Annotated in this window: 30 protein-coding genes and 4 tRNA genes; 12 read left to right on the plus strand and 22 right to left on the minus strand. The window is 65.3% G+C overall.

Going from position 1 to position 26,799, the window contains the following annotated elements; translation table 11 throughout:
- Nucleotides 1–87: 87 nt before the first annotated feature.
- Nucleotides 88–1,293 (plus strand): esterase/lipase family protein, encoded by a 1,206-nt coding sequence (locus tag ACNO8X_RS18215; RefSeq protein ID WP_418002139.1) that lies wholly within the window; start codon nucleotides 88–90, stop codon nucleotides 1,291–1,293.
- A gap of 50 nt (nucleotides 1,294–1,343) precedes the next feature.
- On the opposite strand, the gene pdxT is transcribed toward ACNO8X_RS18215, so the two are convergent.
- The 10 genes from pdxT to ACNO8X_RS18265 form a co-directional block, all read right to left on the minus strand.
- A complete protein-coding gene (pdxT, locus tag ACNO8X_RS18220; protein WP_418002140.1) occupies nucleotides 1,344–1,925 on the minus strand; it encodes a pyridoxal 5'-phosphate synthase glutaminase subunit PdxT in 582 nt (193 codons plus the stop codon).
- The gene (gene tesB, locus ACNO8X_RS18225) at nucleotides 1,922–2,767 is read right to left on the minus strand and encodes an acyl-CoA thioesterase II (protein ID WP_133761897.1); all 846 of its coding nucleotides are present in this window, start codon (nucleotides 2,765–2,767) and stop codon (nucleotides 1,922–1,924) included. The genes pdxT and tesB overlap by 4 nt, the downstream gene beginning before the upstream one ends.
- Before the next feature lie 9 nt (nucleotides 2,768–2,776).
- Nucleotides 2,777–3,682 carry a pyridoxal 5'-phosphate synthase lyase subunit PdxS gene (pdxS, locus tag ACNO8X_RS18230; protein WP_043399207.1) on the minus strand — a complete coding sequence of 302 codons (906 nt, stop codon included), beginning with the start codon at nucleotides 3,680–3,682 and terminating at the stop codon, nucleotides 2,777–2,779.
- A 69-nt stretch (nucleotides 3,683–3,751) separates the two neighbouring features.
- Nucleotides 3,752–4,783 carry an NUDIX hydrolase gene (locus ACNO8X_RS18235; protein WP_418002141.1) on the minus strand — a complete coding sequence of 344 codons (1,032 nt, stop codon included), beginning with the start codon at nucleotides 4,781–4,783 and terminating at the stop codon, nucleotides 3,752–3,754.
- Nucleotides 4,784–4,815: 32 nt separating this feature from the next.
- Nucleotides 4,816–5,946, minus strand: a complete 1,131-nt coding sequence (locus tag ACNO8X_RS18240) for a glycosyltransferase family 4 protein (protein WP_418002142.1) — start codon at nucleotides 5,944–5,946, stop codon at nucleotides 4,816–4,818.
- The gene (locus ACNO8X_RS18245; RefSeq protein WP_418002143.1) at nucleotides 5,946–6,899 is read right to left on the minus strand and encodes a phosphatidylinositol mannoside acyltransferase; all 954 of its coding nucleotides are present in this window, start codon (nucleotides 6,897–6,899) and stop codon (nucleotides 5,946–5,948) included. Before ACNO8X_RS18245 ends, ACNO8X_RS18240 begins: the two co-directional genes overlap by 1 nt.
- Nucleotides 6,896–7,555 (minus strand): phosphatidylinositol phosphate synthase, encoded by a 660-nt coding sequence (gene pgsA / locus ACNO8X_RS18250; RefSeq protein WP_418002144.1) that lies wholly within the window; start codon nucleotides 7,553–7,555, stop codon nucleotides 6,896–6,898. Before pgsA ends, ACNO8X_RS18245 begins: the two co-directional genes overlap by 4 nt.
- Nucleotides 7,552–8,160, minus strand: coding sequence for an HIT family protein (locus tag ACNO8X_RS18255; RefSeq protein WP_418002145.1), 609 nt, complete (start codon nucleotides 8,158–8,160; stop codon nucleotides 7,552–7,554). The genes pgsA and ACNO8X_RS18255 overlap by 4 nt, the downstream gene beginning before the upstream one ends.
- On the minus strand, nucleotides 8,157–10,217 hold the full coding sequence (gene thrS, locus ACNO8X_RS18260; RefSeq protein ID WP_418002146.1) for a threonine--tRNA ligase: 2,061 nt from the start codon (nucleotides 10,215–10,217) through the stop codon (nucleotides 8,157–8,159). Before thrS ends, ACNO8X_RS18255 begins: the two co-directional genes overlap by 4 nt.
- A gap of 78 nt (nucleotides 10,218–10,295) precedes the next feature.
- On the minus strand, nucleotides 10,296–10,907 hold the full coding sequence (locus ACNO8X_RS18265; RefSeq protein ID WP_418002147.1) for a PaaI family thioesterase: 612 nt from the start codon (nucleotides 10,905–10,907) through the stop codon (nucleotides 10,296–10,298).
- Between the two features lie 33 nt (nucleotides 10,908–10,940).
- Between ACNO8X_RS18265 and ACNO8X_RS18270 the strand changes: the two genes are divergently transcribed.
- Both ACNO8X_RS18270 and ACNO8X_RS18275 read left to right on the plus strand, forming a co-directional pair.
- Nucleotides 10,941–11,438, plus strand: coding sequence for a DUF1990 domain-containing protein (locus ACNO8X_RS18270; protein WP_418002148.1), 498 nt, complete (start codon nucleotides 10,941–10,943; stop codon nucleotides 11,436–11,438).
- A gap of 99 nt (nucleotides 11,439–11,537) precedes the next feature.
- Complete coding sequence (locus ACNO8X_RS18275) at nucleotides 11,538–13,319, plus strand: bifunctional serine/threonine-protein kinase/transporter substrate-binding domain-containing protein (protein WP_418002149.1); 1,782 nt, start codon at nucleotides 11,538–11,540, stop codon at nucleotides 13,317–13,319.
- A gap of 4 nt (nucleotides 13,320–13,323) precedes the next feature.
- On the opposite strand, the gene ACNO8X_RS18280 is transcribed toward ACNO8X_RS18275, so the two are convergent.
- Nucleotides 13,324–14,097: a transporter substrate-binding domain-containing protein gene (locus ACNO8X_RS18280; RefSeq protein WP_418002150.1), complete on the minus strand. Its 774-nt coding sequence runs from the start codon at nucleotides 14,095–14,097 to the stop codon at nucleotides 13,324–13,326.
- Between the two features lie 45 nt (nucleotides 14,098–14,142).
- Here ACNO8X_RS18280 and ACNO8X_RS18285 point away from each other — a divergent pair, with 45 nt between their 5' ends.
- Both ACNO8X_RS18285 and ACNO8X_RS18290 read left to right on the plus strand, forming a co-directional pair.
- The gene (locus tag ACNO8X_RS18285) at nucleotides 14,143–14,589 is read left to right on the plus strand and encodes a hypothetical protein (RefSeq protein WP_418002151.1); all 447 of its coding nucleotides are present in this window, start codon (nucleotides 14,143–14,145) and stop codon (nucleotides 14,587–14,589) included.
- Between the two features lie 92 nt (nucleotides 14,590–14,681).
- On the plus strand, nucleotides 14,682–16,079 hold the full coding sequence (locus ACNO8X_RS18290; protein WP_418002152.1) for an NAD(P)/FAD-dependent oxidoreductase: 1,398 nt from the start codon (nucleotides 14,682–14,684) through the stop codon (nucleotides 16,077–16,079).
- A gap of 86 nt (nucleotides 16,080–16,165) precedes the next feature.
- Here the strand turns inward: ACNO8X_RS18290 and ACNO8X_RS18295 are convergent, their stop codons facing one another.
- On the minus strand, nucleotides 16,166–17,665 hold the full coding sequence (locus ACNO8X_RS18295; RefSeq protein ID WP_418002153.1) for a PPE family protein: 1,500 nt from the start codon (nucleotides 17,663–17,665) through the stop codon (nucleotides 16,166–16,168).
- A gap of 157 nt (nucleotides 17,666–17,822) precedes the next feature.
- Between ACNO8X_RS18295 and ACNO8X_RS18300 the strand changes: the two genes are divergently transcribed.
- Entirely contained in the window at nucleotides 17,823–18,575 is a 753-nt protein-coding gene (locus ACNO8X_RS18300) for a GNAT family N-acetyltransferase (protein WP_418002154.1), read from the plus strand.
- Nucleotides 18,576–18,582: 7 nt separating this feature from the next.
- Here the strand turns inward: ACNO8X_RS18300 and ACNO8X_RS18305 are convergent.
- A tRNA-Val gene (locus tag ACNO8X_RS18305) sits at nucleotides 18,583–18,657 on the minus strand.
- 289 nt (nucleotides 18,658–18,946) lie between these two features.
- On the opposite strand from ACNO8X_RS18305, the gene ACNO8X_RS18310 reads away from it, so the two are divergent.
- The 3 genes from ACNO8X_RS18310 (at nucleotide 18,947) to ACNO8X_RS18320 (ending at nucleotide 19,210) form a co-directional block, all read left to right on the plus strand.
- Nucleotides 18,947–19,019, plus strand: a tRNA-Gly gene (locus ACNO8X_RS18310).
- Nucleotides 19,020–19,046: 27 nt separating this feature from the next.
- Nucleotides 19,047–19,120: transfer RNA gene (locus ACNO8X_RS18315), tRNA-Cys, on the plus strand.
- A 15-nt stretch (nucleotides 19,121–19,135) separates the two neighbouring features.
- A tRNA-Val gene (locus tag ACNO8X_RS18320) sits at nucleotides 19,136–19,210 on the plus strand.
- 132 nt (nucleotides 19,211–19,342) lie between these two features.
- Here ACNO8X_RS18320 and ACNO8X_RS18325 read toward each other — a convergent pair.
- Nucleotides 19,343–19,684, minus strand: coding sequence for a helix-turn-helix domain-containing protein (locus ACNO8X_RS18325; protein WP_418002155.1), 342 nt, complete (start codon nucleotides 19,682–19,684; stop codon nucleotides 19,343–19,345).
- Between the two features lie 182 nt (nucleotides 19,685–19,866).
- Here ACNO8X_RS18325 and ACNO8X_RS18330 point away from each other — a divergent pair, with 182 nt between their 5' ends.
- On the plus strand, nucleotides 19,867–20,139 hold the full coding sequence (locus tag ACNO8X_RS18330) for a hypothetical protein (RefSeq protein ID WP_418002156.1): 273 nt from the start codon (nucleotides 19,867–19,869) through the stop codon (nucleotides 20,137–20,139).
- Between the two features lie 207 nt (nucleotides 20,140–20,346).
- Here the strand turns inward: ACNO8X_RS18330 and ACNO8X_RS18335 are convergent, their stop codons facing one another.
- The 6 genes from ACNO8X_RS18335 to ACNO8X_RS18360 all read right to left on the minus strand — a co-directional run bounded on the left by ACNO8X_RS18335 (nucleotide 20,347) and on the right by ACNO8X_RS18360 (nucleotide 25,236).
- The gene (locus tag ACNO8X_RS18335) at nucleotides 20,347–20,664 is read right to left on the minus strand and encodes a hypothetical protein (protein ID WP_418002157.1); all 318 of its coding nucleotides are present in this window, start codon (nucleotides 20,662–20,664) and stop codon (nucleotides 20,347–20,349) included.
- Nucleotides 20,665–20,667: 3 nt separating this feature from the next.
- Entirely contained in the window at nucleotides 20,668–21,519 is an 852-nt protein-coding gene (locus ACNO8X_RS18340) for a phage major capsid protein (protein WP_418002158.1), read from the minus strand.
- 72 nt (nucleotides 21,520–21,591) lie between these two features.
- Entirely contained in the window at nucleotides 21,592–21,912 is a 321-nt protein-coding gene (locus ACNO8X_RS18345; protein WP_418002159.1) for a hypothetical protein, read from the minus strand.
- Complete coding sequence (locus tag ACNO8X_RS18350) at nucleotides 21,909–22,343, minus strand: hypothetical protein (protein ID WP_418002160.1); 435 nt, start codon at nucleotides 22,341–22,343, stop codon at nucleotides 21,909–21,911. Before ACNO8X_RS18350 ends, ACNO8X_RS18345 begins: the two co-directional genes overlap by 4 nt.
- Nucleotides 22,321–23,760, minus strand: a complete 1,440-nt coding sequence (locus ACNO8X_RS18355; RefSeq protein ID WP_418002161.1) for a phage portal protein — start codon at nucleotides 23,758–23,760, stop codon at nucleotides 22,321–22,323. Before ACNO8X_RS18355 ends, ACNO8X_RS18350 begins: the two co-directional genes overlap by 23 nt.
- Nucleotides 23,761–23,778: 18 nt before the next feature.
- The gene (locus ACNO8X_RS18360; RefSeq protein ID WP_418002162.1) at nucleotides 23,779–25,236 is read right to left on the minus strand and encodes a terminase large subunit domain-containing protein; all 1,458 of its coding nucleotides are present in this window, start codon (nucleotides 25,234–25,236) and stop codon (nucleotides 23,779–23,781) included.
- 83 nt (nucleotides 25,237–25,319) lie between these two features.
- Between ACNO8X_RS18360 and ACNO8X_RS18365 the strand changes: the two genes are divergently transcribed.
- On the plus strand, nucleotides 25,320–25,580 hold the full coding sequence (locus ACNO8X_RS18365) for a hypothetical protein (protein ID WP_418002163.1): 261 nt from the start codon (nucleotides 25,320–25,322) through the stop codon (nucleotides 25,578–25,580).
- Between the two features lie 276 nt (nucleotides 25,581–25,856).
- The gene (locus ACNO8X_RS18370; protein ID WP_418002164.1) at nucleotides 25,857–26,210 is read left to right on the plus strand and encodes a hypothetical protein; all 354 of its coding nucleotides are present in this window, start codon (nucleotides 25,857–25,859) and stop codon (nucleotides 26,208–26,210) included.
- Nucleotides 26,211–26,217: 7 nt separating this feature from the next.
- Here ACNO8X_RS18370 and ACNO8X_RS18375 read toward each other — a convergent pair whose 3' ends face one another.
- Nucleotides 26,218–26,598 carry an HNH endonuclease gene (locus ACNO8X_RS18375; RefSeq protein WP_418002165.1) on the minus strand — a complete coding sequence of 127 codons (381 nt, stop codon included), beginning with the start codon at nucleotides 26,596–26,598 and terminating at the stop codon, nucleotides 26,218–26,220.
- Complete coding sequence (locus tag ACNO8X_RS18380) at nucleotides 26,595–26,792, minus strand: hypothetical protein (RefSeq protein WP_418002166.1); 198 nt, start codon at nucleotides 26,790–26,792, stop codon at nucleotides 26,595–26,597. Before ACNO8X_RS18380 ends, ACNO8X_RS18375 begins: the two co-directional genes overlap by 4 nt.
- Nucleotides 26,793–26,799: the final 7 nt, after the last annotated feature.

Consider the following 26,799-nt stretch of genomic DNA (forward strand, 5'->3'; position numbering starts at 1 on the left):
TCGCTATGACTTGGGCACGGGATGAATCTGCTCACAATCAGCAGATTCATCGCCGACATTTCCAGTGAACACTCGTACACTCACTGCATGGACGACCCCACCTCCAGCGAAGCCGGCGCCCTCGCCGAGCTCGGCCTCAATGAGCTGGGCACCGCCGTCGATGGCATCCACAAGATCCAGCGCGCCATCTCCGAGCGGGTGTTCCGGCTGGTGGGCTTCGGCGTCGGCCCGGCCGCCAAGCCCGTGAAGATCGTCTACGACGCCATCACGGACGGCGTCTACTCCACCATCAGTCACACGATGACGACCGCCGCGCCCATCGCCGGTAAGGCAGTCCACGGACAGGCCGCCGGCAAGCTGTCTGATCACGCCGGTGGCGCCCGGGTGCTCGGAGCGCTGCAAGGGTTGATCGGCGACAAGCTCCACGAGCAGGGCTCTGTACTGGCGACCACGATGTCGGTGCGCGTCGAGGGCCGGCCGGTGGCCCTCGAGCCCGACAGCCTGCGGGCTGCCTATCCCACCACAACGGGCGACATCGTGGTGTTTCTCCACGGCTTGATCGAGACCGAGGCGTTCTGGGCGCTCGGCAAGCGGCCGACGTACAGTCAGCGACTCGGGGCCGACATCGGCATCACCGGCGTCGAGATCCGCTACAACACCGGGCTGCACATCTCGGACAACGGCCGGCTGCTCGCCGAACTGCTGGACCAACTGGTGGCCGCATGGCCGGTTCCGGTGACATCGATCTCGCTGGTCGGCCACTCGATGGGTGGCCTGGTGATCCGGTCGGCCTGCGCGGTGCCCGACCGGTCGTGGGTGGAGCGGGTGCGCACCGTCGTCACGCTCGGTACCCCGCATACCGGCGCCCCGCTGGAGAAGGTCGCGCATTTCGGGTCGGCGGCGCTCAGCGCGCTGCCCGAGACCCGACCGTTCGGCAGCCTGTTGCGGCGGCGCAGCACCGGGATCCGCGATCTGCGGTTCGGCTCGCTCGACGAACGCGACTGGCGCGACCGCGAACCGGATGCCTTGGGGTCTCAGACCCAAACCGATGTGCCGTTACTCGACGGAGTCGAGTACTACTGCGTCAGCGCGACCCTCGCCCGCACCCCGGCCAACCCGATCGGCTGGGTGCTCGGCGACGGACTGGTGCAGGTGCGCAGCGCTCAAGGCCGAAGTAAGCAGCGCGACATGGGTTTTGAGCGCGACAACCGCCTGCACCTGCCGGAGGCGAACCACTTCACGCTGCTCAACGACGAACGGATCTACGACCGGCTACGCGTCTGGCTGGCGTGATTTGTGCACGAAAATCCGCGGTCAGCGCGGAAAATCGTGCACAAATCGCGCTACAGGGAGTCGACGAAGAGCTTGTGGATGCGGCGGTCGCCGGTGACCTCGGGATGGAACGACGTCGCCAGCATGCGGCCCTGACGGACCGCGACGGGATGACCGGCCGCGCGGGCCAGCACCTCGACGTCGGGGCCGACGCGCTCGACCCACGGCGCCCGGATGAACACCGCGTGCACCGGATCGTCCAGCCCGACGAAGTCGAGGTCACCTTCGAAAGAATCGACCTGACGGCCGAAAGCGTTGCGCCGCACCGTCATATCGATCCCACGCAGCGGCAGGGCCTCGCGCCCGGGCACGCCCGCGTCGTTGATCTCGGTGGCGAGCAGGATCATCCCGGCGCACGATCCGTAGCACGGCATGCCCGCCGCCAGCCGGGCCCGCAGTGGCTCCAGCAGTTCCAGCTCGCGCAGCAGATGGCTCATGGCGGTGGATTCGCCGCCCGGAATCACCAGGGCGTCAACGGTATTCAGCTCGGCGAGGCGCCGGACCGTGGACACCTCGGCGCCCGCATCGCGCAGGGCAGCCAGATGCTCTCGGGTGTCCCCCTGCAAAGCCAGGACACCGACGTGCGGGCTCACTCGGCCGGTGGGACGAAACCACGCTGGTAGCGAGTCAGCCCCTCCTGCATCACGGCGGCCACCATCTCGCCGTACTGGTTGAAAATCTTGCCCTGGGTCAGCGCACGGCCGCCACACGCCGACGGTGACGACTGGTCGTACAGCAGCCATTCGTCGGCCCGGAATGGCCGCATGAACCACATGGCGTGGTCCAACGAGGCGATGTTCATATGTTTGCGTACCTCAAGATGATTCACCTGCGCCGAACCCAGCAGGGTCAGGTCGCTCATGTAGGCCAGGGCGCAGATGTGCAGGACGTGGTCGTCGGGCAGCGGGTCGCGGTGCCGGAACCAGACCTGCTGCTGCGACGCCTTGCCGGGCACCCGGGCCACCTGGTCGCGCGGCACGATGCGCACGTCCCACTCGGCGAACTGGGCGAACCCGGCGTCGTCGAATGCTCCGGCGGACCGGAAGCCTTTCGACAGGTCGGGCGGCGGCGGCACCGGCATGGCGTCCTGATGCTCGATGCCGGACTGATCGGTCTGGAAGGACGCCGACATCGAGAAGATCGTCTCGCCGTGCTGGATGGCACTCACGCGGCGGGTAGAGAACGACCCACCGTCGCGAATGCGCTCCACCATGTACACCGTCGGTGCGCGGGCGTCACCGGGACGCAAGAAGTACCCGTGCAGCGAGTGCACCTGGTACTTCGGCTCCACGGTGCGCACCGCGGACACCAACGACTGACCGGCTACGTGGCCACCGAAAGTGCGCTGCAGGAAACCCGATTCCGGGCTGAAGACACTGCCGCGATAGATGTTGACCTCGAGTTGCTCGAGGTCGAGTATCTGCTCGATTGCCACGTGTTGGTTTTACCAGCCCCGCTCGGCGAGCCGATGCGGCTCCGGCACATCCTCCACGTTGATGCCGACCATGGCCTCACCCAGACCGCGCGACACCTTGGCCAGCGTGTCGGGGTCGTCGTAGAACGTCGTGGCCTTGACGATGGCCGCGGCGCGGGCCGCCGGGTCACCGGACTTGAAGATGCCCGAGCCGACGAACACGCCCTCGGCGCCGAGCTGCATCATCATCGCGGCGTCGGCCGGGGTGGCGATGCCGCCCGCGGTGAACAGCGTCACGGGCAGCTTGCCGGCCCGCGCGACCTCGACCACCAGCTCGTACGGCGCCTGCAATTCCTTTGCGGCAACGTACAGTTCGTCCTCCGACAGCGACGACAGCCGACGGATTTCGCCGCCGATCTTGCGCATGTGCGTGGTGGCGTTCGAGACGTCACCGGTGCCGGCCTCACCCTTGGAGCGGATCATGGCCGCGCCCTCGTTGATGCGGCGCAGCGCCTCACCCAGGTTGGTGGCGCCGCACACGAACGGCACGGTGAACTTCCACTTGTCGATGTGGTGGGTGTAGTCGGCCGGGGTCAGCACCTCGGACTCGTCGATGTAGTCCACCCCGAGGCTCTGCAGAATCTGCGCCTCGACGAAGTGGCCGATGCGGGCCTTCGCCATCACCGGGATGGTGACGGCGTCGATGATGCCCTCGATCATGTCCGGATCGCTCATCCGCGAGACGCCGCCCTGCGCGCGGATATCGGCGGGTACGCGCTCGAGCGCCATGACGGCTACGGCGCCTGAGCCTTCGGCGATACGTGCCTGCTCGGGTGTGACGACGTCCATGATGACGCCGCCCTTCAGCATCTCGGCCATGCCGCGCTTGACCCGGGCTGTGCCCGTCTGACCGCTGTTATCCGCTGCGGTATCCACTGCAATCTCCCTCAAGAATTTGGTACACGCCAAGTCTAGTGGCCGGTCCAAATCGGTTATCGCCGCAGGTCACCGGATCGGCAGGGGCTCCGGGCCGGCCGCTCCCAATTCGCGCTTGCCGTCCGCCAATTCGCCTGCGAGCGAAAGGTATTCACCGAGCTGCAATGGATAGACAATCTCACCATCGGCGGCCAGCCGGGCGATGACCGCCGCGTCGCACCAGCGGTGAGCGTGAATCGACTGCCGCTCCACCGTGGTGTGGCCACTGGTCACCGGTTCGAAGCGTGAGGTGCGGTACACGAAGAAGAACTCCTCGCTGCGGATCACAGATCCGTTGAACTCGAACACCGCCTCACGACGCCACACCGGGCCGGTCAGGTCGGCCGGGTCGACGTTCAGCCCGGTCTCCTCGGCGATCTCGCGGGCGGCCGCGTCGGGCAGTGACTCGTCCGGCTCGACCGCTCCCCCGACGGTGAACCACCATCGCGGCGCCATCAGCGGGTCAGCGGCCGGGTCACTGCCGCAGAACAACAGCACCTGCCCGTCCTGGTCCAGCAGCACCACCCGGGCCGACGTGCGTCGGCCCGCGCCGGCCTCGTGCCGCGAGGCCCGTTCGACGATCTCGAAATACGTTGGCATGGCGGCGGTTCCGCCCAGATGCAGCCAGCGCACCAGCGTTCGCTCGCGCAGCGCCAGGGTGTCACGGACAGCGTCGTTGTGGAAGCGACGGGCCAGCAGCACGCGGGCCTCGGCGTCGGCGAGCTCGGCAACCAACGACACCGGGATGGATGCCGGATCGACCTGCGCCAGCGCCGCCGACAGTTCGTTCTCAGCGGCCTCGCGGGCCGCCCGAGGTGCCCGTTCGGCGTCGGCCGCGAGCCCTGCCAGCCGGCGTCCGGCCGGGCGGGACCCGTACGCATCGACGGCGACCGCCCGGGCCACCACCGCCCGCCGCGCCAACGCCCCGTCCAGGGCCTGCCACGACAGGTCGTAGCGCACGTGCAATCTGTCCAGCCGGTGCGCGGTCTGATACGCCCACACCACGGTGATCAGGACCGTCACCGCCAGCCAGACCAGCGCGACCCAAAGAAGCCAATGCACCTAGGACCGTCTCTTCTTCGCGCAAGCGCTCATCAGGCCTCCACCCGGACCTTTGTCCCCGACCCGGCCACCGTCTCGTAGACCAGCATGATCTGCTGCGCGACCACCGACCAGTCGTAGCGGCGCACGGCCTGGGCGGCTGCCTCGGCGTACCGGCGGCGGGCCGCGTCGTTCGACAACAACTCGACCAGCGCATCGCCGAGCGCCTCGGCGTCATCGACCGGCACCAGTCGGCCCGCCTCACCCTGATCGAGCACGCGCCGGAAGGCATCCAGGTCGCTGGCCACCACGGGGGTGCCCGCGGCCATCGCCTCGACCAGCACGATGCCGAAACTCTCGCCGCCGGTGTTCGGGGCGCAGTAGACATCGGCGCTGCGCATGGCCGACGCCTTCTCGGCATCGTCGACCAGGCCGAGGAACCTCAGGTGCCCCGCATGCTCGCCGACAGTCTCCTTGAGTGCTTCCTCGTCGCCGCGGCCGACGATCAGCACCTCGACGTCCGGGCAGGCCGCCACCAGTTTGGGCAGCGCCCCGACAAGCACCTGCATGCCTTTGCGTGGCTCGTCGAACCGGCCGAGAAACAGCACGGTGCGGCCGGGCCGCGGATAGCCGGGCAGCAGCGGGGCATCGTCGAAAGCCGACACGTCGACGCCATTGGGAATCTCCACGGCATCCGAGCCCAGGGCTTCCATCTGCCAGCGCCGCGCCAAATCGGACACCGCGATACGGCCCATGATCTTCTCGTTCCAGGGCCGCAGAATCCCCTGGAAGACGTTGAGCGTCAACGATTTCGTGGTCGACGTGTGGAACGTCGCGACGATGGGGCCGCTGGCCACCATCAGCGCCAACAGTGACAGGCTCGGCGCGTTGGGCTCGTGCAGGTGCAGCACATCGAACTCGCCGTCGATGATCCAGCGCTTGACCATCCGGCGCGTCGCGGGGCCGAACCGCAGCCGCGCCACGGACCCGTTGTACGGGATGGGCACGGCCTTGCCGCCGGACACGACATAGTCCGGCAGATCGGCGTGCGTCTCCGCCGACGACGGAGCCAGCACGCTGACCTCGTGGCCGTAGCCGCGCATCACCTCGGCCAGCTGCAGCACGTGTGCCTGAACGCCACCCGGTACATCGAACGAGTACGGGCACACCATGCCGATGCGCATCAGTCGTTCCCGGCCAACCGGGCCCGACGTTCCTCGGACAAGTCGGCCAGCCACTGCGGCTGCAGCATGTGCCAGTCAGTGGGATGCGCGGTGATGCCTGCTTCGAAGCGCGTGGCCAGGTCCTGGGTGATGGTCGCGACGTCGTCGCTGGAGGTGTCCAGCGGCGACGAGACGTCGAACACCCAGTCGTTCGGCTTGTTCCAGCACTGCACCGTCAACAGCGTCGCGCCGGTCGTGACGGCGAGCTTGGCCGGGCCTGCCGGCATTCGGGTCGGCTCACCGAAAAGGTTGACCTGCACGCCATTTCGGGACAGGTCCCGATCGGCCATCAGGCACACGACGCGGCCCTCCTGCAGCCGCTCGGTCAGGACCTCGAACGGCGGACGCACTCCCCCGGTCAACGGCAGAATCTCGAACCCGAGTGATTCGCGGTACTCGACGAACCGCTTGTACAGCGACTCGGGCTTGAGCCGCTCGGCCACGGTGGTGAATCGTCCGTACTGGTGCACCACCGATACGCCCGCCATGTCCCAGTTGCCGCTGTGCGGCACCGCCAGGATGACGCCTTTACCGCGTTCAAGCCCCGCCGCAATGTGCTCGGTGCCCACCAGGCAGTGCCGCAGTTTCTCACCCAGGGTGCGCTGATTCATCGACGGCAGCCGGAATGCCTCGCGCCAGTACCGGGCGTAGGACGCCAACGACGCACGGACCATGCTGCCGGGCACCTTGGCCGGCCGCACGCCCAGTACCCGGGCCAAGTTCTTACGCAGCTGCTCGGGACCGCCGCCCCGCGCCGCATACAGCGCGCCGGCGTCAAACATGTTGCGGGCCGCGAACTCTGGCATGGTCCGCACCAGACCCCAGCCCGCGGCGTAGCCGAGGTCCTTGATCTGCTCGCCCATCGGGACGTCGAAGCCCCCGAAGGACGGAACACCGCCGGTGGGAACGCTCATGGCTGCTCCTTGGTGGGCGAGCTCGACGGGAGTGGCTCATCGGCGCCGGGCGAGCGGCGCACCGAGGCGACGCGCTGCCCCAGCGTGATGACGCTGGCGACAGCGAGCACCCACATCGCGATGGGCAATGCCAGTGGCAGCGGATGGATCGGCAGGTCCGAGAACCCGGCGCCGACCAACACGATGATCAGCCGCTCCGGGCGTTCGATGAAGCCGCCGTCGGCGTTCAATCCGCTGGCTTCGGCGCGGGCCTTGATGTACGAGATGACCTGCGAAGTGACCAGGCAGATCAATGTGGCGATGACCAGCGGCTTGTCGTGCATCTCGAACGCGATCCACCACAGCAGGCCGCAGAACACCGCGCCGTCACCGATACGGTCGCACGTCGCGTCGAGCACCGCGCCGAGGCGTGTGCCGTAGCCGCGTTCGCGCGCCATGGCGCCATCGAGCATGTCGGCCAGCACGAAGAACCAGACCGCCACGGCGCCGTACCAGAGGTGCCCGGTCGGAAACAGTGTCAGCGCAGCGATGACCGATGCGGTGGTACCCATGACGGTCACGGCGTCCGGCGTCAGCCCGATGCGCAGCGCGCCCCGGGCCAGCGGGCGGCTCACCTTGGCGTAGGCCGCCCGGGTCATCAGGTAGAAGTCGCTCACGGCTGGGTGGCTTTCCCGTCGCTGCGCTCGCCCCGGGTGGCTTTCCCGTCCTGCACCGCCCACTCGTCAGCCAGCAGCTTGCGGGTGTCACGCAGCAGCTGCGGGATCACCTTGGTGCCGCCGATGACGGTGATGAAATTGGCGTCGCCGCCCCAGCGCGGCACCACGTGCATGTGCAGGTGATCGGCGAGCGAGCCGCCGGCGGAGGTGCCCAGGTTGAGGCCGACGTTGAAGGCGTGCGGGTTGGAGATGGACTTCATCACCCGAATCGCCTTCTGGGTGAACGCCATCAGCTCGCTGCTCTCGGCCTCGGTGAGGTCTTCGAGCTCGGACACCTTCCGGTACGGCACCACCATGAGGTGCCCCGGGTTGTACGGGTACAGATTGAGCACCGCGTAGACCTGCTCGCCGCGCGCGACGATCAGGCCTTCCTCGTCGGGCATGGTGGGGATGTCGATGAACGGCTGTTTCGAGCCGGCCGACGTGCCCTCACCGCCCTTCATCGGAGCGTCGACGATGTAGCTCATCCGGTGCGGCGTCCACAGCCGCTGCAGATGGTCCACGTCACCGACCCCCCGGTCCACGATGCTCCGATCCTCGGTCACGCCTGCGCGCCCCGCGCTTCGTTCACCAATTCGGCTGTCGGGACGGCGTTTTCGCGGCGGCCGATCCACCCCGTGAGGATCTCGATGGCCTCGGCCACCGGGACGCCGTTGACCTGGGTGCGGTCGCCGAACCGGAAGGACACCGCGCCGGACTCGATGTCCTTGTCGCCCGCGAGCAACATGAACGGCACCTTCTGGTTGGTGTGGTTGACGATCTTCTTGGCCATGCGGTCGTCGCTGCCGTCGATCTCGACCCGCACGCCGCGCGACTTCAGTTGCGCGGCAACGTCATACAAGTAGTCCAGGTGCGCGTCGGCCACCGGGATACCGACGACCTGCACGGGGGCCAGCCAGGCTGGGAACGCGCCGGCATAGTGCTCGGTGAGCACCCCGAAGAACCGCTCGATAGAGCCGAACAGGGCGCGGTGGATCAGCACCGGGCGCTGGCGGCTGCCGTCGGCGGCGGTGTACTCCAGCTCGAACCGGTCGGGCATGTTGAAGTCCAGCTGGATGGTCGACATCTGCCAGCTTCGGCCCAGCGCATCCTTGACCTGGACGGAGATCTTGGGGCCGTAGAACGCGGCGCCGCCCGGGTCCGGCACCAGGTCCAGGCCGGAGGCCTCGGCGACCTCACGCAGGGTCTCGGTGGCCTCATCCCAGAGCTCGTCGGAGCCGACGTACTTGTCCGGGTCCTTGGTGGACAGCTCCAGGTAGTAGTCGTCGAGGCCGTAGTCGCTGAGGAGATCCAGTACGAACTGCAACAGCGCGGTCAGCTCGTCGCGCATCTGCTCGCGGGTGACGTAGATGTGCGCGTCGTCCTGCGTCATGCCGCGCACGCGGGTCAGGCCGTGGACGACGCCCGACTTCTCGTACCGGTACACGCTGCCGAACTCGAAGAGCCGCAACGGCAGCTCCCGGTACGACCGCCCCCGCGACCGGAAGATCAGGTGGTGCATGGGGCAGTTCATGGGCTTGAGGTAGTAGTTCTGCCCCGGCTTGCGCAGCGTGCCGTCCTCGTTGAACTCCGCGTCGATGTGCATCGGCGGGTACATGCCGTCGGCGTACCACTCCAGGTGCCCGGAGGTGATGTACAGCTGCTCTTTGGTGATGTGCGGGGTGTTGACGAACTCGTAGCCGGCCTCTTGGTGCTTGCGCCGCGAGTAGTCCTCCAGCTCACGCCGGATGATGCCGCCCTTCGGATGGAACACCGGCAGACCCGAGCCCAGCTCGTCGGGGAAGCTGAACAGGTCCAGCTCCACGCCCAGCTTGCGGTGGTCGCGGCGCATCGCCTCCTCGATCAGTTCGAGATGCTTGTCGAGCGCCTCCTGCGACTCCCAGGCGGTGCCGTAGACGCGCTGCAGGCTGGCGTTCTTCTGGTCGCCGCGCCAGTAGGCGGCGCTGCTGCGGGTGAGCTTGAACGCCGGGATGTGCTTGGTGGTCGGGATGTGCGGGCCACGGCACAGGTCGCCCCAAACCCGTTCGCGGGTACGGGGATTGAGGTTGTCGTAGGCCGTCAGCTCGTCGCCGCCGACCTCCATGATGTCGGCGTCGCCGGACTTGTCGTCGACCAGTTCGAGCTTGTAGGGCTCCTTGGCCAGCTCTTCGCGGGCCTGATCCTTGGACTCGTACACCCGCCGGTCGAACAGCTGACCGTCCTTGACGATCTTCTGCATGCGCTTCTCGAGCTTGGCCAGATCCTCCGGCGTGAACGGCTCGGCGACATCGAAGTCGTAGTAGAAGCCGTCGGTGATCGGCGGGCCGATGCCGAGCTTGGCGTCCGGGAACAGGTCCTGCACCGCCTGGGCCAGCACGTGGGCGCACGAGTGGCGGATGACACTGCGGCCGTCCTCGGTGTTGGCGGCGACCGGGATGACCTCGACGTCGACGTCCGGGGTCCAGGACAGGTCGCGCAGGCGACCGTCGGCGTCCTTTACCACCACGATGGCGTCGACCTCGCCGCGCTGCGGGAGCCCGGCCTCGCGGACCGCGGCGCCGGCGGTAGTCCCGGCGGCGACCCGGATCGGGGCTGCTGGTGCGGGGCTGGCGACGGCGGTCATCGAGACACTCCTACGGGTTAGGTGACGATCGCGACCATGCTATCGGCACCGGTCATCGCTTCGCGGCCCAGCGCCACCTCAGGGCTGACCCGGCTTGAGCTTGACGAAGAGGGCCTCGGCGTCGGCGAGGACGGTGTCACCGTCCAGCAGCGCTCCGGTGATGAAGATCTTGCGGCCCTCGACACGTTCCAGGGTCGCCGTCGCCTGCAGGTCGCGCTCGACCGGAACGATCTGCCGGTAGTTGATGTGCAGGTAGGCGGTGCGCTGGAACGGGCTGTCGGTGAGCCGGTAGGCGGCATGCCCCAGCACCGAGTCGAACAGCAGCCCAATGGCCCCGCCGTGCGCGGCCCCGTTGCGGCCCAGATGGAAGCGCCGGAACCGCACGGGACCGGCGATCCGGCCGTCGTCGGTGACCTTGAGGTTCGACGGCACGTTCAGGACGTTGCCGCGGTTGGGCAGGTCGAGGCGACGGCCCGACGGTGAGTGCCACTCGTCGGCGCGGTAGGGCGCCAGCAGCGCGTTGGCCTGCTCGATGAGGTTCGCAGCCTGGGCGATGACGTCGTCGGGTGCGTCGGCGCCACGCGCATGGTCGCTGACCGTGCGGACCGATTCGACGAACCGGCCGTAGTCCGGGCCGCCTTGGGTGGTGGGTTTGGGCGGGTTGAACCCACCACCGGCATGCTTATCCACCTGTTTCTCTTACCACGGTGGCAAGGTGGCCCCATGCGACTGAGCGACCTGGCCGGGCTGGCGTTCACCTACCCCGACGTCGGCGCGACGGCCGGAGAGCCGCCGGATGGCTATCACCACGTGCGTACAGCGGCCCAGATCGGCACGGGCCGAGCACGATTCGACGCGGCGGCCGACGCGCTGCTGCGCTGGGGCATGCAGCGCGGCGTGGGCATGCGAGTGGACGCGACGACGGTGACCGCAGCCCCAGGAACCGACATGCTGGGCCGTCTCGGACCCATGCGGGTCCCCTGCCGCGTGGTGTACGTCGTCGACGAACCCGACCGGCGTGGGTTCGCGTACGGGACATTGCCGGGCCATCCGGAGTCCGGCGAGGAACTGTTCTGCGTGCGCCACGACCCGGCGACCGACGAGGTGTATGCCGAAATCAGCGCGTTCTCACGGCCCGCCACCTGGTGGAGCCGCCTCGGCTCGCCTCTCGCACGAGTGGCACAGCGCGTGATCACCCACCGCTACTTGCGTGCGGTCTGAACGCATGGCCGCCCAGGGCACGTGAGCGTCATTCGCTCAGACACCGCTGACCACGTGTTGTAGCTTTCACACGACACTGACACGGCCAAGGAGTGCTGCGTGGAGCCGACACGATTCGGGCAGTACGAGCTGCGCGAACTGATAGGCCGCGGCGGCATGGGCGAGGTGTACGTCGCCTACGACACCAACACCCAGCGCACCGTGGCACTCAAGGTGCTGCCGCCGCACCTTGCCAAGGACCCCGTGTTCCAGGAACGGTTCAAGCGCGAGTCGCAGGCCGCTGCCGGGCTGAACGAGCCGCACGTCGTCCCCATTCACGGTTTCGGCGAGATCGACAATCAGCTCTACCTGGACATGCGGCTCATCGAGGGCCGCACCCTGGCCGAGATCCTGGCCGACACCGAGCACCGACCGAGCCCCGAGTTCTCCGTTCGGGTCATCGAGCAGATCGCGGCGGCCCTGGACGCGGCGCATGCAACGGGGCTGATCCACCGCGACATCAAGCCGTCCAACATCCTGGTGACCGACCACGACTTCGCCTACCTGATCGACTTCGGCCTCGCCCGCACCGCCGGCGAGCACGGATTGACCACGGCCGGAAGCACTCTCGGCACGCTGGCCTACATGGCGCCCGAACGATTCGAGGGCGGCCAAGCGGACCCGCGCTCGGACATCTACGCGCTGACCTGCGTGCTGTACGAATGCCTCACCGGCAAGCGGCCGTATCCGGCCGACAGCCTCGAGCACCAGATCGCCGGGCACGTCAGCGCTCCCGCACCGAAGCCGTCCGACGTCGACCGCCGACTCGCCGCGTTCGACGAAGTGATCGCCGAAGGAATGGCCAAGAAGCCCGGCAAGCGCTATCAGCACGCCGGTGAACTCGCCGCGGACGCCCGTGCCGCGCTGAGCGCCCAAGTCCGCGTCTCGGGCCGAACTGGCTCGCGAACGGGCCCGCGAACCGGATCGGGACGCCATGCGGTGCAGACCACCGAACCGAAGCGCCGCACCCGGCGGGTCGTCGTCGCCGTCGGCGCGGTCATCGTGCTGGCCGCCGGAGCCGGAACAGCCTGGCTCTATTGGTCCCGGCAGCACGAGGTCGGGCCGTCAGGCTCGGTCCCGTCGATCGCCGCCAAGGTGCCGGCCGATCTCCGGGATTCCGGCCGGCTGGTGGTCGGGGTCAACATTCCTTATGCGCCAAACGAATTCAAAGGCCCAGACGGCAAGTTCACGGGATTCGACGTCGACCTGATAACCGCGGTGAGCCGCGTGCTGGGGCTCGAGCCGGAGTTCCGCGAGATCGGCATCGCCAAGATCGTGGCCTCGGTCCGCGACGGCGTCATCTCGGTCGGGGCGTCGTCGACCACCGACACGAAACAGCGGGAGAAGTCAGCCGATTTCGTGACGTACTTCAAAGCCGGCGTGCTGTGGGCGCGGCGGGCCGGATCGAGCGTGGACCCCAGCGCGGCGTGTGGACTGCGGGTGGGTGTGCACCTGGGCTCCGTCGAGGAGACCGACCATCTGCCGGCCCGCAGTGCGGCGTGTGTGGCGGCCGGGGTCGCGCCGATCGAGATCGTCCCCATCGCCGGCCAGGACGGTGTCACCGCAGCCCTGCTGGCCGGCACCGTCGACGCGATGGCCGCGGACTCACCCGTCACCGGCTATGCGATCAAGCTCAGCGGCGGCAAGCTCGAGGCGGCGGGCGGAATCGTCGACGCGCAGCCCTACGGGTGGCCCGTGCCCAAGGGCTCATCTCTCGCCTCTGCACTGCAAGCGGCGCTGAAGCATCTGATGCAGACCGGTGAGTACCGGCAGATCGCCACCAAATGGGGCGTCGAGATGGGCGTCATCGACAAGCCGGTCATCAACGGCGCGCTGCGCTAGACCTTCACTTCGGCCCGATATCCGCACCCAGCCACTTGCGGCTGACGGTTGCGTAGCTGCCATCGCCTTGAATGGTGCTGAGCCACTGGTTGATTCGCTGCTGCAACGCCGTCGCATCCCTGGGCATCAGGTAGGCCTTCTGTGCGTCCGTGAATGGCCGGTCGGTCGACACCCCGCACAGTTGCGGATGTTGCGTGACCTGCCAACGGATTTCGCTGCCGTCGGTGATCATGACGTCGGCCTTGCCGTCGATGACCTGATCGAAAATGGTGTTGTTGTCGGAGTAACCGACGATGGTCGCGTGGTGCAGGTTGGCCCGGTCGAATTGTTCGTTGGTGCCGCCGGGATTGACGACCACCCGGACTCCCCCGCGGTCGATATCGGCCAGGGACCGGTATTTCGCGGCCTCGGTGCACCGCACCACGGCGGCCTTGCCGTCGCGCAGATACGGGTCCGAGAACAGCGCCTTGGCAGCCCGCTCGGCGGTGACGGTGATGCCGCCGACCGCCAGGTCGCATTTCTGGCCCAGGTCGCCCATGAGCGTCGGCCAGGTGGTCGGCACCAGATCCAGATCGGCGCCGGCACTCCGGGCGAAATCCCGGACCAGATCAATGTCCATGCCGCTCCACTGGCCGTCGGCGTCGCGGTAGGTGAACGGTCGGTAGTCACCAGTGCTGCACACCTTCAGCGTCTGACGCGACTCGCCGCCAGGCGATCCGCACGCCGCGGCCGCCGCGATGACCAGCGCCAACGCGCCGCGGATCACTGTGCGCCTCATTCAGCCAGGCTCTCACGCGACCACCCGGTCGCCTACGCTGGCTGCATGCGTCGAGTCGCGGCACTGGCAGTAGCAGGTGCGCTGCTCAGTGCCTGCACACAGACCGTGCCGGGGCAGGCCGGCGCGCCGGCCGAGCTCACCTGGCAGCGCCCCATCACCAACGCGGTGTCCAGCCTGGGCGGCACGCTCGGCACTGTCGGCGAAGCGATGACCGCGCACGACTTCGTCGCCATGTCGCGGGACTGCACGAAGCTGCAACGGACTTTGGACGATCTCGGCAAGAACCTGCCGACCCCCGACCAGGACGTCAATTCATCGTTGCAGGACAGCATCGACAACTTCCGCTCGTTCGCCCGCGTTTGCATGATGATGACGCCGGGCACCGCGGACGCGGCACTCGATCAGCTGAGCGGCTACCTGGACCGTGGTGACATTTCCATGCGAAAAGCCTTGCAACAGATGGGAATCGAGCTACCTGCGGCGGGGCGCTGACGTCCGGACGTCAGTTGTCACCCGTAGCGGGGCGATTGCCAGTATGTTTGCCCTGTCGTTCGGTCCTCACGGTTGTGCCCCGAAGGAGCAACATGACCCTCGCGTCCCAGCGTCACCGCGTCGTCGTCATCGGATCGGGATTCGGTGGCCTACAGGCCGCCAAGGCCCTCAAGCGCGCCGACGTCGAGATCACCTTGATCTCGCGCACGACCACCCACCTCTTCCAGCCGCTGCTGTACCAAGTCGCCACCGGCATCCTGTCCGAAGGCGAGATCGCGCCGACGACGCGACTGGTGCTGCGCAAACAGCAGAACGTCACCGTCCGCCTCGGCGAGGTCGAGCACATCGACCTGGAGGCGCAGACCGTCACCTCCAAGCTCATGTCGCAGGAGACCGTCACCCCGTTCGACAGCCTGATCGTCGCCGCCGGCGCCCAGCAGTCCTACTTCGGCAACGACCACTTCGCGACGTTCGCACCGGGCATGAAGACCATCGACGACGCCCTCGAACTGCGCGGCCGCATCCTGGGCGCATTCGAGGCCGCCGAAGTGGTCACCGACCCCGCAGAGCGGGAACGCCGGCTGACCTTCGTCGTCGTCGGCGCCGGACCTACCGGCGTCGAACTGGCCGGGCAGATCGCCGAGCTGGCCGAACGCACGCTGGCCGGGGCGTTCCGCAGCATCAAGCCACAGGACTGCCGGGTGATCCTGCTGGACGCGGCACCTGCGGTGCTGCCACCCATGGGTGCCAAGCTCGGCGCCAAGGCGCAGAAACGCCTGGAGAAGCTCGGCGTCGAGATTCAGCTCAACGCGATGGTCAGCGACGTCGACTACAAGGGCATCACCGTCAAAGACAAGGACGGCACCGAACGCCGTATCGACTGCGCCTGCAAGGTCTGGTCGGCCGGTGTACAGGCGAGCCCACTGGGCAAGCTCATCGCCGAGCAGTCCGACGGCACCCAGACCGACCGTGCGGGCCGCGTCATGGTCGAACCCGACCTCACCGTCAAAGGACACCCGAACGTGTTCGTCGTCGGCGATCTGATGGCCGTCCAGGGCGTGCCAGGCATGGCGCAGGGCGCGATCCAGGGCGCCGCGTACGCCGCCGGCATCATCAAGCAACACCTGGCAGGCCAAGACGACCCCGCCAACCGCGAGCCCTTCAAGTACTGGGACAAGGGCAGCATGGCGACCGTGTCGCGGTTCGATGCCGTCGCGCAGGTACCGATTCCGTTGACCGACAAGAAGCTCGAATTCGCCGGCGTGCTGGCCTGGCTGTCGTGGCTAGTGCTGCACCTGGTCTATCTGGTCGGCTACAAGAACCGGGTGACGACGCTGTTCACCTGGTTCGTCACGTTCCTGGGCCGCGGGCGCGCCCAGATGGCGATCACCAGCCAGATGATCTACGCGCGGACCTCGATGCAGCTGTTGCAGAACCAGCTGAACGCGTTGTCCGCCGCCGACACGGCCGAGAAGGACGAGTCCGCCTAGCGGTTCTTTGTAGCGACGGCATGGAAATCCGCTGGAACACAAGCCATACGGAACGGCTGCGCGACGGCGGGCTGCCAGCCTGATCGTCAGTCCTCGGCCTCGGGGTTCCAGGTGCCCGGAAGCATGGGCGCCCGCGTGCCGTCGCTGAATTGGTCAGGGGCCAACGCCGTCAATCCCGCGGGCGTCGCACCCGACCTGGACACGGCGCCGGTGAACCCCACTGGGTCGGCACCGTGGTTCGAGGCCCGCACGGAAGACGCTTCGTCGTCGGGAACTGGGCCCGAGTCCCATTCGGGAGTGACGTCCAGGTCCATGTATTCAACGGCGCGACCTTCTTGCTTGCTCCGACCGCGTCGGCGGCGTGCCTGCCGTGCCGCAGCCGCCGCGCCCGAGGCTGCCTGAGCGGTCGTCGACACTCGCGCCGACGCACCTGTGTCAGCACGCGCCTGACGCTGAAGCCAAGTGGTCGCGCCGACGCCGGAACCGTCACCGACCGCGTACGGGACACCCGGGTCGCCGATGGGCGGCGGTGATGTGGGCGTGGGTGCGGCGGCCGACACCGTGCCGGACGCCGTCGACGCGGGGACACTTGCCGGAGCGGTGGCCGAGGCCGCCGTCGAGGACGGACTCGGCGCGGGAGCCGATGTGGCGACGGGCGTGGACAGTTCCTGCGATGCAGGAGACGGCTCCGCACCAGCGGTCTCCGGGGACACCTGGATGCCGGCCAGCCCCGCGAAGCCGGCCACCCAGCCGAGATTGGCGATCGCCAACCCCAATGCCGGCTGAATCAGGGCCGGCGCGAACTGGCCGAGCACCGAAGCCAGTTGGGAGGCATGGAAGGTCACGTCCGCCAACACCAGCGGCAAGTTGGTCAGCAGCGCAGCCGGATCGGTCAGCAAGTTGTTCCACAGCAGTTCGAGATGCTCGCCCATCTCGGCGCCCACGTCCAGCCACCACTCCCAGTCGGTCGGGTCCAGATCGCCGTGGCCATGGTCATGGTCATGGCCATGACCATGGTCGTGGTCGTGGTCGTGGTCGTGGTCGTCGTGCTCCACGATCGACGGCGCGGGTGTGGAGTGTGGTGCGGACGTCATCGCGACGTCCGACACTGCTTCATAGGTCGCCATTGCGGTGGCGGCTTGCACCCACATGCGGACGTAGTCGGCCTCGGTGACGGCAATGGGAATTGTGTTGATACCAAAGAAGTTCGTGGCCACCAGCGCGGCCTGTGTGGCGTGGTTGGCCGCCAATTCGGCAAGCGTGGGCATCGCGGCCAACGCGGCGCTGTACGCGCCGGCGATGGCCTCATGCCGGACCGCGCGGGCATTGCTTTCGAGGCCGCTCTGAGTCAGCCACGCCAAATACGGGACGTGTGCGGCCACGTACATCTCCGCGCTCGGCCCCTGCCACGAGCCGGCATTCGTTGCGGCGAGGACTGCTCGAAGTTCCTCGGCAACCGCCTCGTAGGTCGCGCCAAGCAAAGACCATTCGGCTGCGGCCGCGAGCAATGGACCCGGACCCGGACCGCTGATGAGCAAGGCCGAATGCACCTCCGGCGGCGACGCCATCCACACCGGCATTGCCATCGCGCATCCCCTCCGACCGTTAACGATAATGAAAACTATGTTCATTAAGGTAGCAGTCGGGTGGTGTGGCTCGAGAAAATGCGTTGCCGATTGAGTGGAGCCACTGGAAGATGCGACCTGCTCACCCCAATGCTTCCAGCGCCCCAGGAGTTCCGCCGTGCCCGAATTCGCACCGGTTGTCACCGACTACTGGGCTGCCACTTTCAGTGGGAAACCGTTGCACAGCAACGAATGCCTGACGATCACCGTCAACCCCGAGCTCGACGACGACGAACGCGTCACCATCCTGCGGACTGCCGACGATGGCCGTGTCTCGATTGCCGTCAACCCCGCCGTCGCAGATGTGTTGGCCAAAGACATTGCCGCACTCAGCAATCCGACAGAGACCGACGTCCGGGCTGCGCTCGCCGTCCGGGGCATTGCCCTGAACGGCGCCGACAATGTGTTCTATCTCTCAGATTCAGCGGTCGACGACATCCTCAGTGACCTGGAATCACCCCGCGTCCGCGAGCTCACGGACGCGGACGCCGACAACTTTGCGTCGTTCAAAGCGGCTGTGTCCGAAGAAGACTGGGATGGCGCATACGTCGAACTCGATCACTGGGCCGTATTCGGCGCGTTCGACGACGACGGTGATCTGGTCAGCATCGGCAGCTTGTATCCGTGGGACGACGAGTTCCCGCTGGCGGATATCGGAGTGCTCACCGCCAGTTCGGCACGGGGTCGCGCGAACGCAAAGACGTTGGTGCGCAAAATGTTTCGCTACGCACTTGCCGAAGGATACGAGCCGCAATACCGGTGCCAGCTGGACAATGCCGCCTCGATCGGGCTGGCCACCAGCCTGAATTTACATCTGTTCGGACAGTGGGAAATCGCGATGCCTGACGCGGACGCTTCCACAGCTACCTGAGGTTGTGTGGTGGTCCCGACTGGGATCGAACCAGTGACCTTCCGCGTGTGAGGCGGACGCTCTCCCCCTGAGCTACGAGACCGGGGAATCTCACCGACCGAATCGGTGCGACGACAGACACTAACACGTCCCGTGACCCGAACGAGAATCGCGCCCCGCGGAGTCCGGCTGCACCCACCTGGGTCGCCCAAACCCGCCACCGCACCGCCTCAGGAGTCACAGGACGCAACGCCTGAAACACCGGCCATGACTCGGTCAGCTCCCCGAACCGGCCTGTTTACCAGCGGTTTTCACGCGATTTGTGTCTGCTCGCATTCGTGCACTAATGTCTTGCATCGCAACGGACGAACAAAGTTCAACCGAAGCGAAACGCGGATGTAGCGCAGTTGGTAGCGCATCACCTTGCCAAGGTGAGGGTCGCGGGTTCGAATCCCGTCATCCGCTCGAAGGTGCGAAGGCATCAGCCCCAGTGGTGGAGTGGCCGAGTGGTGAGGCAACGGCCTGCAAAGCCGTGCACACGGGTTCGATTCCCGTCTCCACCTCCATAAGTTTTCAACCCGGCGCGATTAGCTCAGCGGGAGAGCGCTTCCCTGACACGGAAGAGGTCACTGGTTCAATCCCAGTATCGCGCACCACGCTTTATGCAGGTCAACGTATGTATCTAGACCGGCTCGACAAATTTCGTGCAACATACGTGCAACATAAGGTCACCCTAACTGGACAAGTTAGGCAGTCCGTGGGCATACGCCGACAGCTCCCCCGGACGGCTACAGCATCAAGAATCCCCCGGCGGACCGCGATGCCGCAAAGTCAAGCTCTTCATCGCCAACCTTGGCAGTCAGCGTCAACCTGGCCCCGGCCGCGTCGGCGTACCGTGCAAGTGTCGAGAGCGTCCAGTCCTCGCCCACCGCTTCCAGCTCGGCCAGTTCCCGATCCGTCATGCCGAGTCGTTCGGCTAGGTCGGCGCGTGTCAGGCCGGCAGCTTGCCGTATGGCCGTCAAAGGCGTGTATCGCTCAGCTTCGGCGCGTTCGGCCTGTATCCGCGCGACTTCTGCGGCTAGTGCCGGGTCCTGTTCGAGCTTCTGGCGTATGAGGTCGTTCTTGAACATCGGGTGAGGGTATCGGGCCGGCACCGTTTCGTGCACGCATTTTGCGAATGGCAATTCGTACCAGACTGGTACAATGATGTTGTCCCACAACATGTTTCGATGCTTGACGGCATAGTCAGCGGTGGCTACTGTCCTGACTGCCGGCAACCTCACCCGTCACAACAGTCAGGAGACACCCACCAATGTTGCGGACGCTCAGCGATCTACCCGCACCCGCCGATGCCATCGAATGCGGCGACTGGGACCAGGACGGGCACCGGTCTGTCACGTACTTCATGGAGAAAGTTGCTGGTATCACTGTCGTCGTGGACTGTCTCCAAGATTTCACCGGAGCGTGCGCACCACGTGAGATGTGGTTTCACGGCCCCGACCTGGTAGAGCCCGCCGACGCCGAGCTAGACGCGTTTATTGCGGCGCTGTCGGCCGGCCGCGCGATTCGAGACAACCGAGCCTAGATACACGCATAGGCCCCCGGTTCATACCCCAAGGCAGGTGAAGTGACTGCCAAGAGCTGTGGGTATGGCCGGGGGCCTGTGTTAACTGAATAACAACATCAAGCCGTTAACAGAATCCGTGTCAACGTCTTAATGTCTCGCGCACCGGCCGTTTCTGCCGTCCGGTGCGCTCTGCCAAGCGGTTGCCTGGCATGTCTTAGATAGGGCCTAGATAGCCCGTATGCGGTAGCCGTCCAGCACCGCCAGTTCGTTCGTGGACCAGCCATCGAACCCGCTGCGATATGAGACCTGGAAAGGCCCCATGGTGTCGTTCTGGACGATCTGCGATGGTTCGGAGATAAGCCGCGCCGCTGCGGTCAGGATCACGGCGCCAACGTCACCGTTGGGTTCCCCGTCCGTGAATCCCGCCTCACGGGTGTAGGCACGGGCGAACGCGGTCACCGTGGTGATGACCGCGCCGGCCTGTGCGGCGTCCACTACGCGGCCCAGAAACGCGCTCAGATCGTCAGCGTTTGGCGCCGCCATCGCTTACGGTCCAGCCGGAACCGTCAGCAGCGTCACGGCCTTGTCCTGCAACAGTGCGACATCGAACCGCGACACCACGCGGATACCCACGCTGTCGTAATCTCCCCAAGTCTGGTCAAGCAACTTGACCTCGCTGTCAACGTCGCGCGCGACCGCAACCTTGCTGAAGTCGATCAGCGCGGCAGTGTTGTTCGGAATCTGCGACGTGATGATCACCGGCAAGCCCAGCAGCGAATACTGATTGGCGGCGTACGCGGCGGACGGATCGAAGATGTACCGGTTGTCCGTGGTTCCGACCTTCAGCTTGCGGAATGCGCCGAACGTCGTCGCGTTCATCGCCCAGTGCGTTGGCGCCACGTGGTTGGTCTGAGCCTTCACCACGCCGTCAATGAGGCTGTCTGCGTCGGCCAGGTCCAGATCGCCCGTCGCGATGCCGGTGTGCTTCAGAATTCCCTTGATGGTGTTGCCGGTGCCCGTGCCGTTCCACAGCGCGGCGTCAAGCGCGTTGGCAACGTCGGTGACTAGGCGTGCCTGCAAGGTTGCCTCAAGTGCCACGACGGACTGACGGATCAGCTCGTTGGACATCTTGACCAGCACCTTGAGACCTTCAAGGGTTGACGGCAGCAAGGTCACTTCATCGAATCCGACTGTGCCGTCTGCAATCTGCGCACCAGCGGCGACGAAGTTCGCGGTAGCACCGGACGCGATGCGCGGCACTCGCAACTCGCTGGCCGAGTCCATGATGATGGGGCCGGCGGCAAGAAATGTGCTGGCCTGCTGTAGTGGCTGAACAAGAATCTTGGCGATTTCCTGAGTCAGCAGAGTGGTATTACCACCAGGAATAGCAATAGACATTATTTGTTTTTCCCTATTAAGTTATGTATTCAATTGTGCCGGCACCTGGCCGGTACTGCATTTAGTTGCGCATCAAGCGCTGATAAGTTCGAGCGTGAACACGGACCGGCCGTGATCGCGTCCCGTTTGTGGCTGCGGATAATCCCAATCAGGGCCACCGACGACGTTGTATTTCTCGCCATTGGGTCGGATAATTCGATCACGGCGTTTCACATCTGTTTCACGAGCGACAAATAGCGTCGCCTCATGGCTCGATGACTCGCCGCGCTGTTTGCGGTTCAGCGCCCATTTGCCGGGAGCAATGACACCGTTAATTGTTCCCGATGGTTCTTTGTGTGGATTTCCGAAGCGGTCCGTATCACCCCGGAATACCTGCAACGTTTCGGCAATCAAAGAGTCGCCTTGAGTGCGCCTAGGAGTCCACCCGGTGCCGCGCTGGAGCCACGTTCACCCTGGCCGATGTCACCCCGTGGCGTCCGGTTCTTCAGATGCGGCTTGTCTGCCACCAGGGCATCAATCGCCGCACCAAGTTTCTCCGGGTCCGTGAGGTGCTCAGCATCAAACGTCAGGTCGCTTGGATCAGCCAAACGTCCTGTCGCCCTGACGAGTTCTGCATGTAGCCGGCGCGCCATGGTCTCGGATGCCGCCTCGGCGTTCTTTGCGCGATCGCGGTAGCCGGCGCTCTCCTTGCGCAGACCCTCCACGTACGCCCTGTCGAACGTGTTGGCGGTCTCCGGTGCGGTTACCTCGGGAGCCTCGGTTTCGTCGGCGTCCGTCGATCCTGTGGCGGTTTCGGCGGCATCAGGCCGCGCGCTGTCCGTCATTCTGAATTTCTCCCTTTAGACTCTTGTAATGGTCGGCAGCGGCTTGGGCCACGGCTCCCCGGAATGGGTCTTTTGCCGTGGATTCATCCAGCGTTTCGTCCATTTTCTCTGTTGACACCAGTTGAATTTGATCTTCGGTGTAACCCAAACGGCGCAATGACTCAGCGCGCGAAATAATTCCGGCCTGAAATAACTTCGTCACGGCATCAGCATCGGCAGCATCAGAACGGGTAGCGGGATCACACCATTTCACCCTGCATTCCATTTCATCCGGAATGCCACCGGTACGAATTGCGGTCATCAGGTTGGCGACTTGTTCCCAGCCCTTGCCGAATGCGTTTTGGCGTGCCTCTGCGCGTGCGGTCAAACTGGCCTCACTGGACCGGATCGCGTCGGCCGATGCTGGATTATCGGTGAAGATTCCGACGTAGTGAGCCGGCAACGCGGATACCGCCATCACCTGGCCGAGCAGAACGTTAACCGCGTTCTCGTAGCCATCGAGCGATGCGCCAGGCAAGGTGCCGAACTTTGCTTCCGGCTTCTCTGACCACATCATTCGCCAGGATTCTTGGATCGGCGGCTGAACTTCCATGACCGGCTTGCCGTTGCCATCCAACACCGGGTTGCCGTCAGCATCGAGCACGGGCATGGACACCAGTTCGATGCCGGTCGCGTAGCGGCGCGGCCGTGCTGTGTACTCCGCTGCCACCAGCATGTCCGCCAGTAGCTTGTTGATTCCGTCAACCAGCGGCACCAGGTCAGCGATTTCACTGTGACCGAACTCCAGTAGCCGGTCCGGGTACGTGTTCCACCCAACCGGGACACGCTCGGCATTCCGGAGCTGCACTACCGGCACGACGCCTAGCGGGTTTTCCAGCTCATCCACCACGTAGAACCCCGTCGACTGTGCACCCGGCGTATCAGCTCGCAGCCGGTACACCACGTCAGGCAGGTACAACGCGGCCTCGGTCGTCGTTCGCGTATGCCAGCGCTTGACCGCAGACGTGATCTGACGAGAGCCGGGGTCTGCAAGCACGGCCACCTGACGCGCACTCTCGATGGACACGCGCGGGCTGCCACCAGCGTCAGCCCAGACGACAGCGTAGGAACTGCCCAGCGTCAACGCTTCACGGTGTGCAAGGTCTGAGTACTGGTCCAGATCGTTCGCGGTCCAGTCCGCCCACACATCGCCGGGGCCATCAAACCCGTTGACGCGCAACCGCTCCGCCAAACTGGTCACCGCCAAGCGCGGTAGATTCGTCGCCATCCGGCTAAACCGGTCGCCCAGCGCCTTCTTTGATTCCGGCGCCAGAAACGCCAGGTCTTGAGTACCGGCGTAGTAACGGTTCAGACGGGCAAATTCGGCCTGCGGAGCATCGAGCGTTTGCAGCAAGTCAACTAGTAGCTGATCATCCATGTTCAGTTGTTGGTCCTTCTACATTCCGCCGTAGCGGTAATGTGGTTTGTGTTGTGCGGCAAGCCATGTGGTCCGCGAGTGGCACATCATCAACGCGGTGGCAAGGTCGATTTTCGGGGCGTGCCGTGACCGCGATGTCTTCGCAATCCGGATGCCCTTGTCGGATTCCTTGACCGTCGCTGCGAGTACGTGCCGCGTGAGGTCAGGGTCGCCGGAATGGGTGAACCGTGCGTTGACGGCCGAACTGTGCAAATCGTTCGTCGCTGCGGTCTGCCGTGCTGGCGACTGCCGGAACTCGACCATGGGCAGACCCTCGGCCTCGAGAATTTGCGCTGAGCGGGTCCACAGCCACGGGTCAAACGCGATTTCGCGGACCTCGTACTTGACCGCTGCGTCTCGAATGGCCTGCTCTACATCGAGCACCGGCACCCGCCAACTGTCGTCGCCGGCGGGTTTCTCCCACACGCCGAGCTTGTCGAAATGCGGCGTGCTCTCCACGGTGCCGATGACAAGAGCGGTGCTGTCGTCCTTCTGCGACCCGTCCAGCGCAATCACGACCTCGGCGCCGTCCGCAATCGTGCCGGGACTGGCCAGGTCCGCCCACGTCTCGGAGTCAATGAACGGATGCTCATTACTGGCGATCAACTGGCACAGGCGGGCACGTCGATAGGCAGCCTCACTGCTAGCCGTCTTCGCTGCCGCGACAAACGCATCCATCGCCAGGAAGTCCCCATACGCGGGATTCGCGAGCCGGATGCAGTGCTCACACAGCAAATCGTGGTGCTGGAATGCGTCAGCAGAGAACTCGCGCCAGACAATGAAGTCGTCGCCCAGTTCCTCATGTAGCAGCCGCCACGAATGCAGCACGCCGCCTTCAGGATCGGCCGGCGGCGTCCCGATACCCACCAACGTGGACGTTGGCCGCTTGCCCTGCGCCAACATCAGCACGTCCACTGTTTCCTTTGGTGTGACGCCGATTTCGTCCACTAGGCACAGGCTGAAGTCGAGCCCTTCGAGCGCCTGCGGTTCAGAGACAAGGCAGTCAAAGCTAGAGAACGTGGCCGGGATGTACATCCGGTCCCTAGCGACCTGAACACGTGCCTTCAGCTCCGGGGATTGCTCCACGAACTGGCGCGCGGTGTTGAAAATGATGCGGGCCTGATCCTGCGACCGGGCACACACGACGACGCTGGCGCCTTGGCCGTAGGTGAACAGCTCGAATACCGCCCACATCGCCAACAGCGATGACTTGCCGTTACCTCGGCCGATCATCCAGCCGGCCAAACGCGGACGCGGTTCGGCATCCATCACGGACGCGACAAGCTGTAGCTGCCAGTCCCGCAGGATCACCGGCTTACCGACACCGTGACCCTTGGGCACGCGTAGGAACCGCTTGCAGAACTGCCGGAAGCGCTCGGACTGCGACCCACGCGGGCGCCACGGCAACGGACTGTCATCAACGGGCTTCAGCCGCACGGGTCGCCCTCTCTATGTAGTTGTAGTAATCGGGCTTCATCGGCAAAGCCCCTGCCGCCCGGAATGCAGGTACCATTTCAAATGTGGCGAACGTTCCGATGCTGACCGACCAGGTCGGTGTTTGGCGTGCGCGCCGAAATGCGGTGGGTAAATTCCTCGCATCGAAACCGTCGCTCGCAGTGATTGCATCCCTCGGCGTACTGGTTGCATCCCTCAAGACGATTGTTGGAATCCTTGGTGACCTGGACTTTTCCCAGTCAATTGCGCGATGGGTAGTGGTCTCCATCTTTGTGTTGGGCTGCGCGGTAATCGTCCTGCAACAGTCGCCTTCAAAAAAAACCTAATCGTTAGCAGTCCCGTCCTCTTGCGTGCTAATGGCATCCTGTGGTAGCGACTGCTTCTATTCGTCGGGTGAGCGCGGGTTCTGGCAACGCAAAACCACAGGATTCACGCTTTAACCTGCGGGAACGCCGTTAACGATCGCGTACGCGCTGGCTGATCGAGCGGACAGACGGCGGGCGACGGGGCACCCGGCCAGGGTGCGTCAGCGTTTCCGCAGGTCAGCGCGTTGACTTCCCGAATGCGGCATCAGGACGAGTGCGGCATGAGAACGTACGACCGTGGAAATATTGCTCGTGATCTGGCTTCTGTGCGGTATCGGTTCGGCCGTGATCGCAGGTTCTAAGAACCGCAGCGCTTTCGGCTGGTTTGTCCTCGGCCTGCTGCTTGGCGTGTTCGGCCTCGTGATCATTGCCGTACTGCCTCGACAAGCGCCGTTGGCTCCGCTAGGTATGCGCAGCGCTACTTGCTTGCGTTGCAATGCGGTTCAGAATGTTCCGAGCAATGACACAACGTATGAGTGCTGGCAGTGCAAGCTGACGAACGAAGTGCCGGGTCTGCGCCGTGCCAATCGCCAGGAAGGGCCGGATGGTCCGGAGGACATGCGCGAGTGGTTGAACCGGGTAAAGAAGTAGCGCGCCGTTAGGTGCTTGTTGCGTCCATGTAGTTGGTCCACCGTTGCTTGCGTGCCGCAATGGCCGTGAGCACCTGGGCACGTTCGGTATCGGTGCATCGGTCACCGCGTCGCCCGTTACAGGACGCGCACCTTGTAGTCAGATTTAGCGGTTCGAACGCTAGGTCTGGTCGCTCTGCGATGGGAATGATGTGGTCGGCCTGTAGTCGGTCAGCGCGCCGGCAGTCCAGACACCACGGTTGCGCCTTGCGTGTTGCCTGGCTTAGTCGCTTCCATCGTCCAGTGTTGGTGTGTGGGTGGCCTTGTGGGCGTTGGCGTTTGGGCGTGCATTGTGCGCATCTGCTGCCTTTGCTGATCAGTCGGCCGCACCCTAGACAGGGTTTGTTCACTGCGTGCCTTCCTGTGCTTCGAGTAGGTCCACCAGCGCATCGCAGATGGCGGTGATGTCGTCCGTGTGGATGGTGACGTGGCGGTTCGTGCCGTCTGGACTCTTCCGTTTTAGATGGAGCCAGTTGGGCCGGCGTCGTTGGTATTCGATGACGTAGTTGTTGCCGTGGCTTGTGGGTACCGCGATTTGGGTCATACGGGCG

The sequence above is a fragment of the Mycobacterium sp. PDNC021 genome (genome assembly GCF_048282635.1).
Classification (GTDB): domain Bacteria; phylum Actinomycetota; class Actinomycetes; order Mycobacteriales; family Mycobacteriaceae; genus Mycobacterium; species Mycobacterium llatzerense.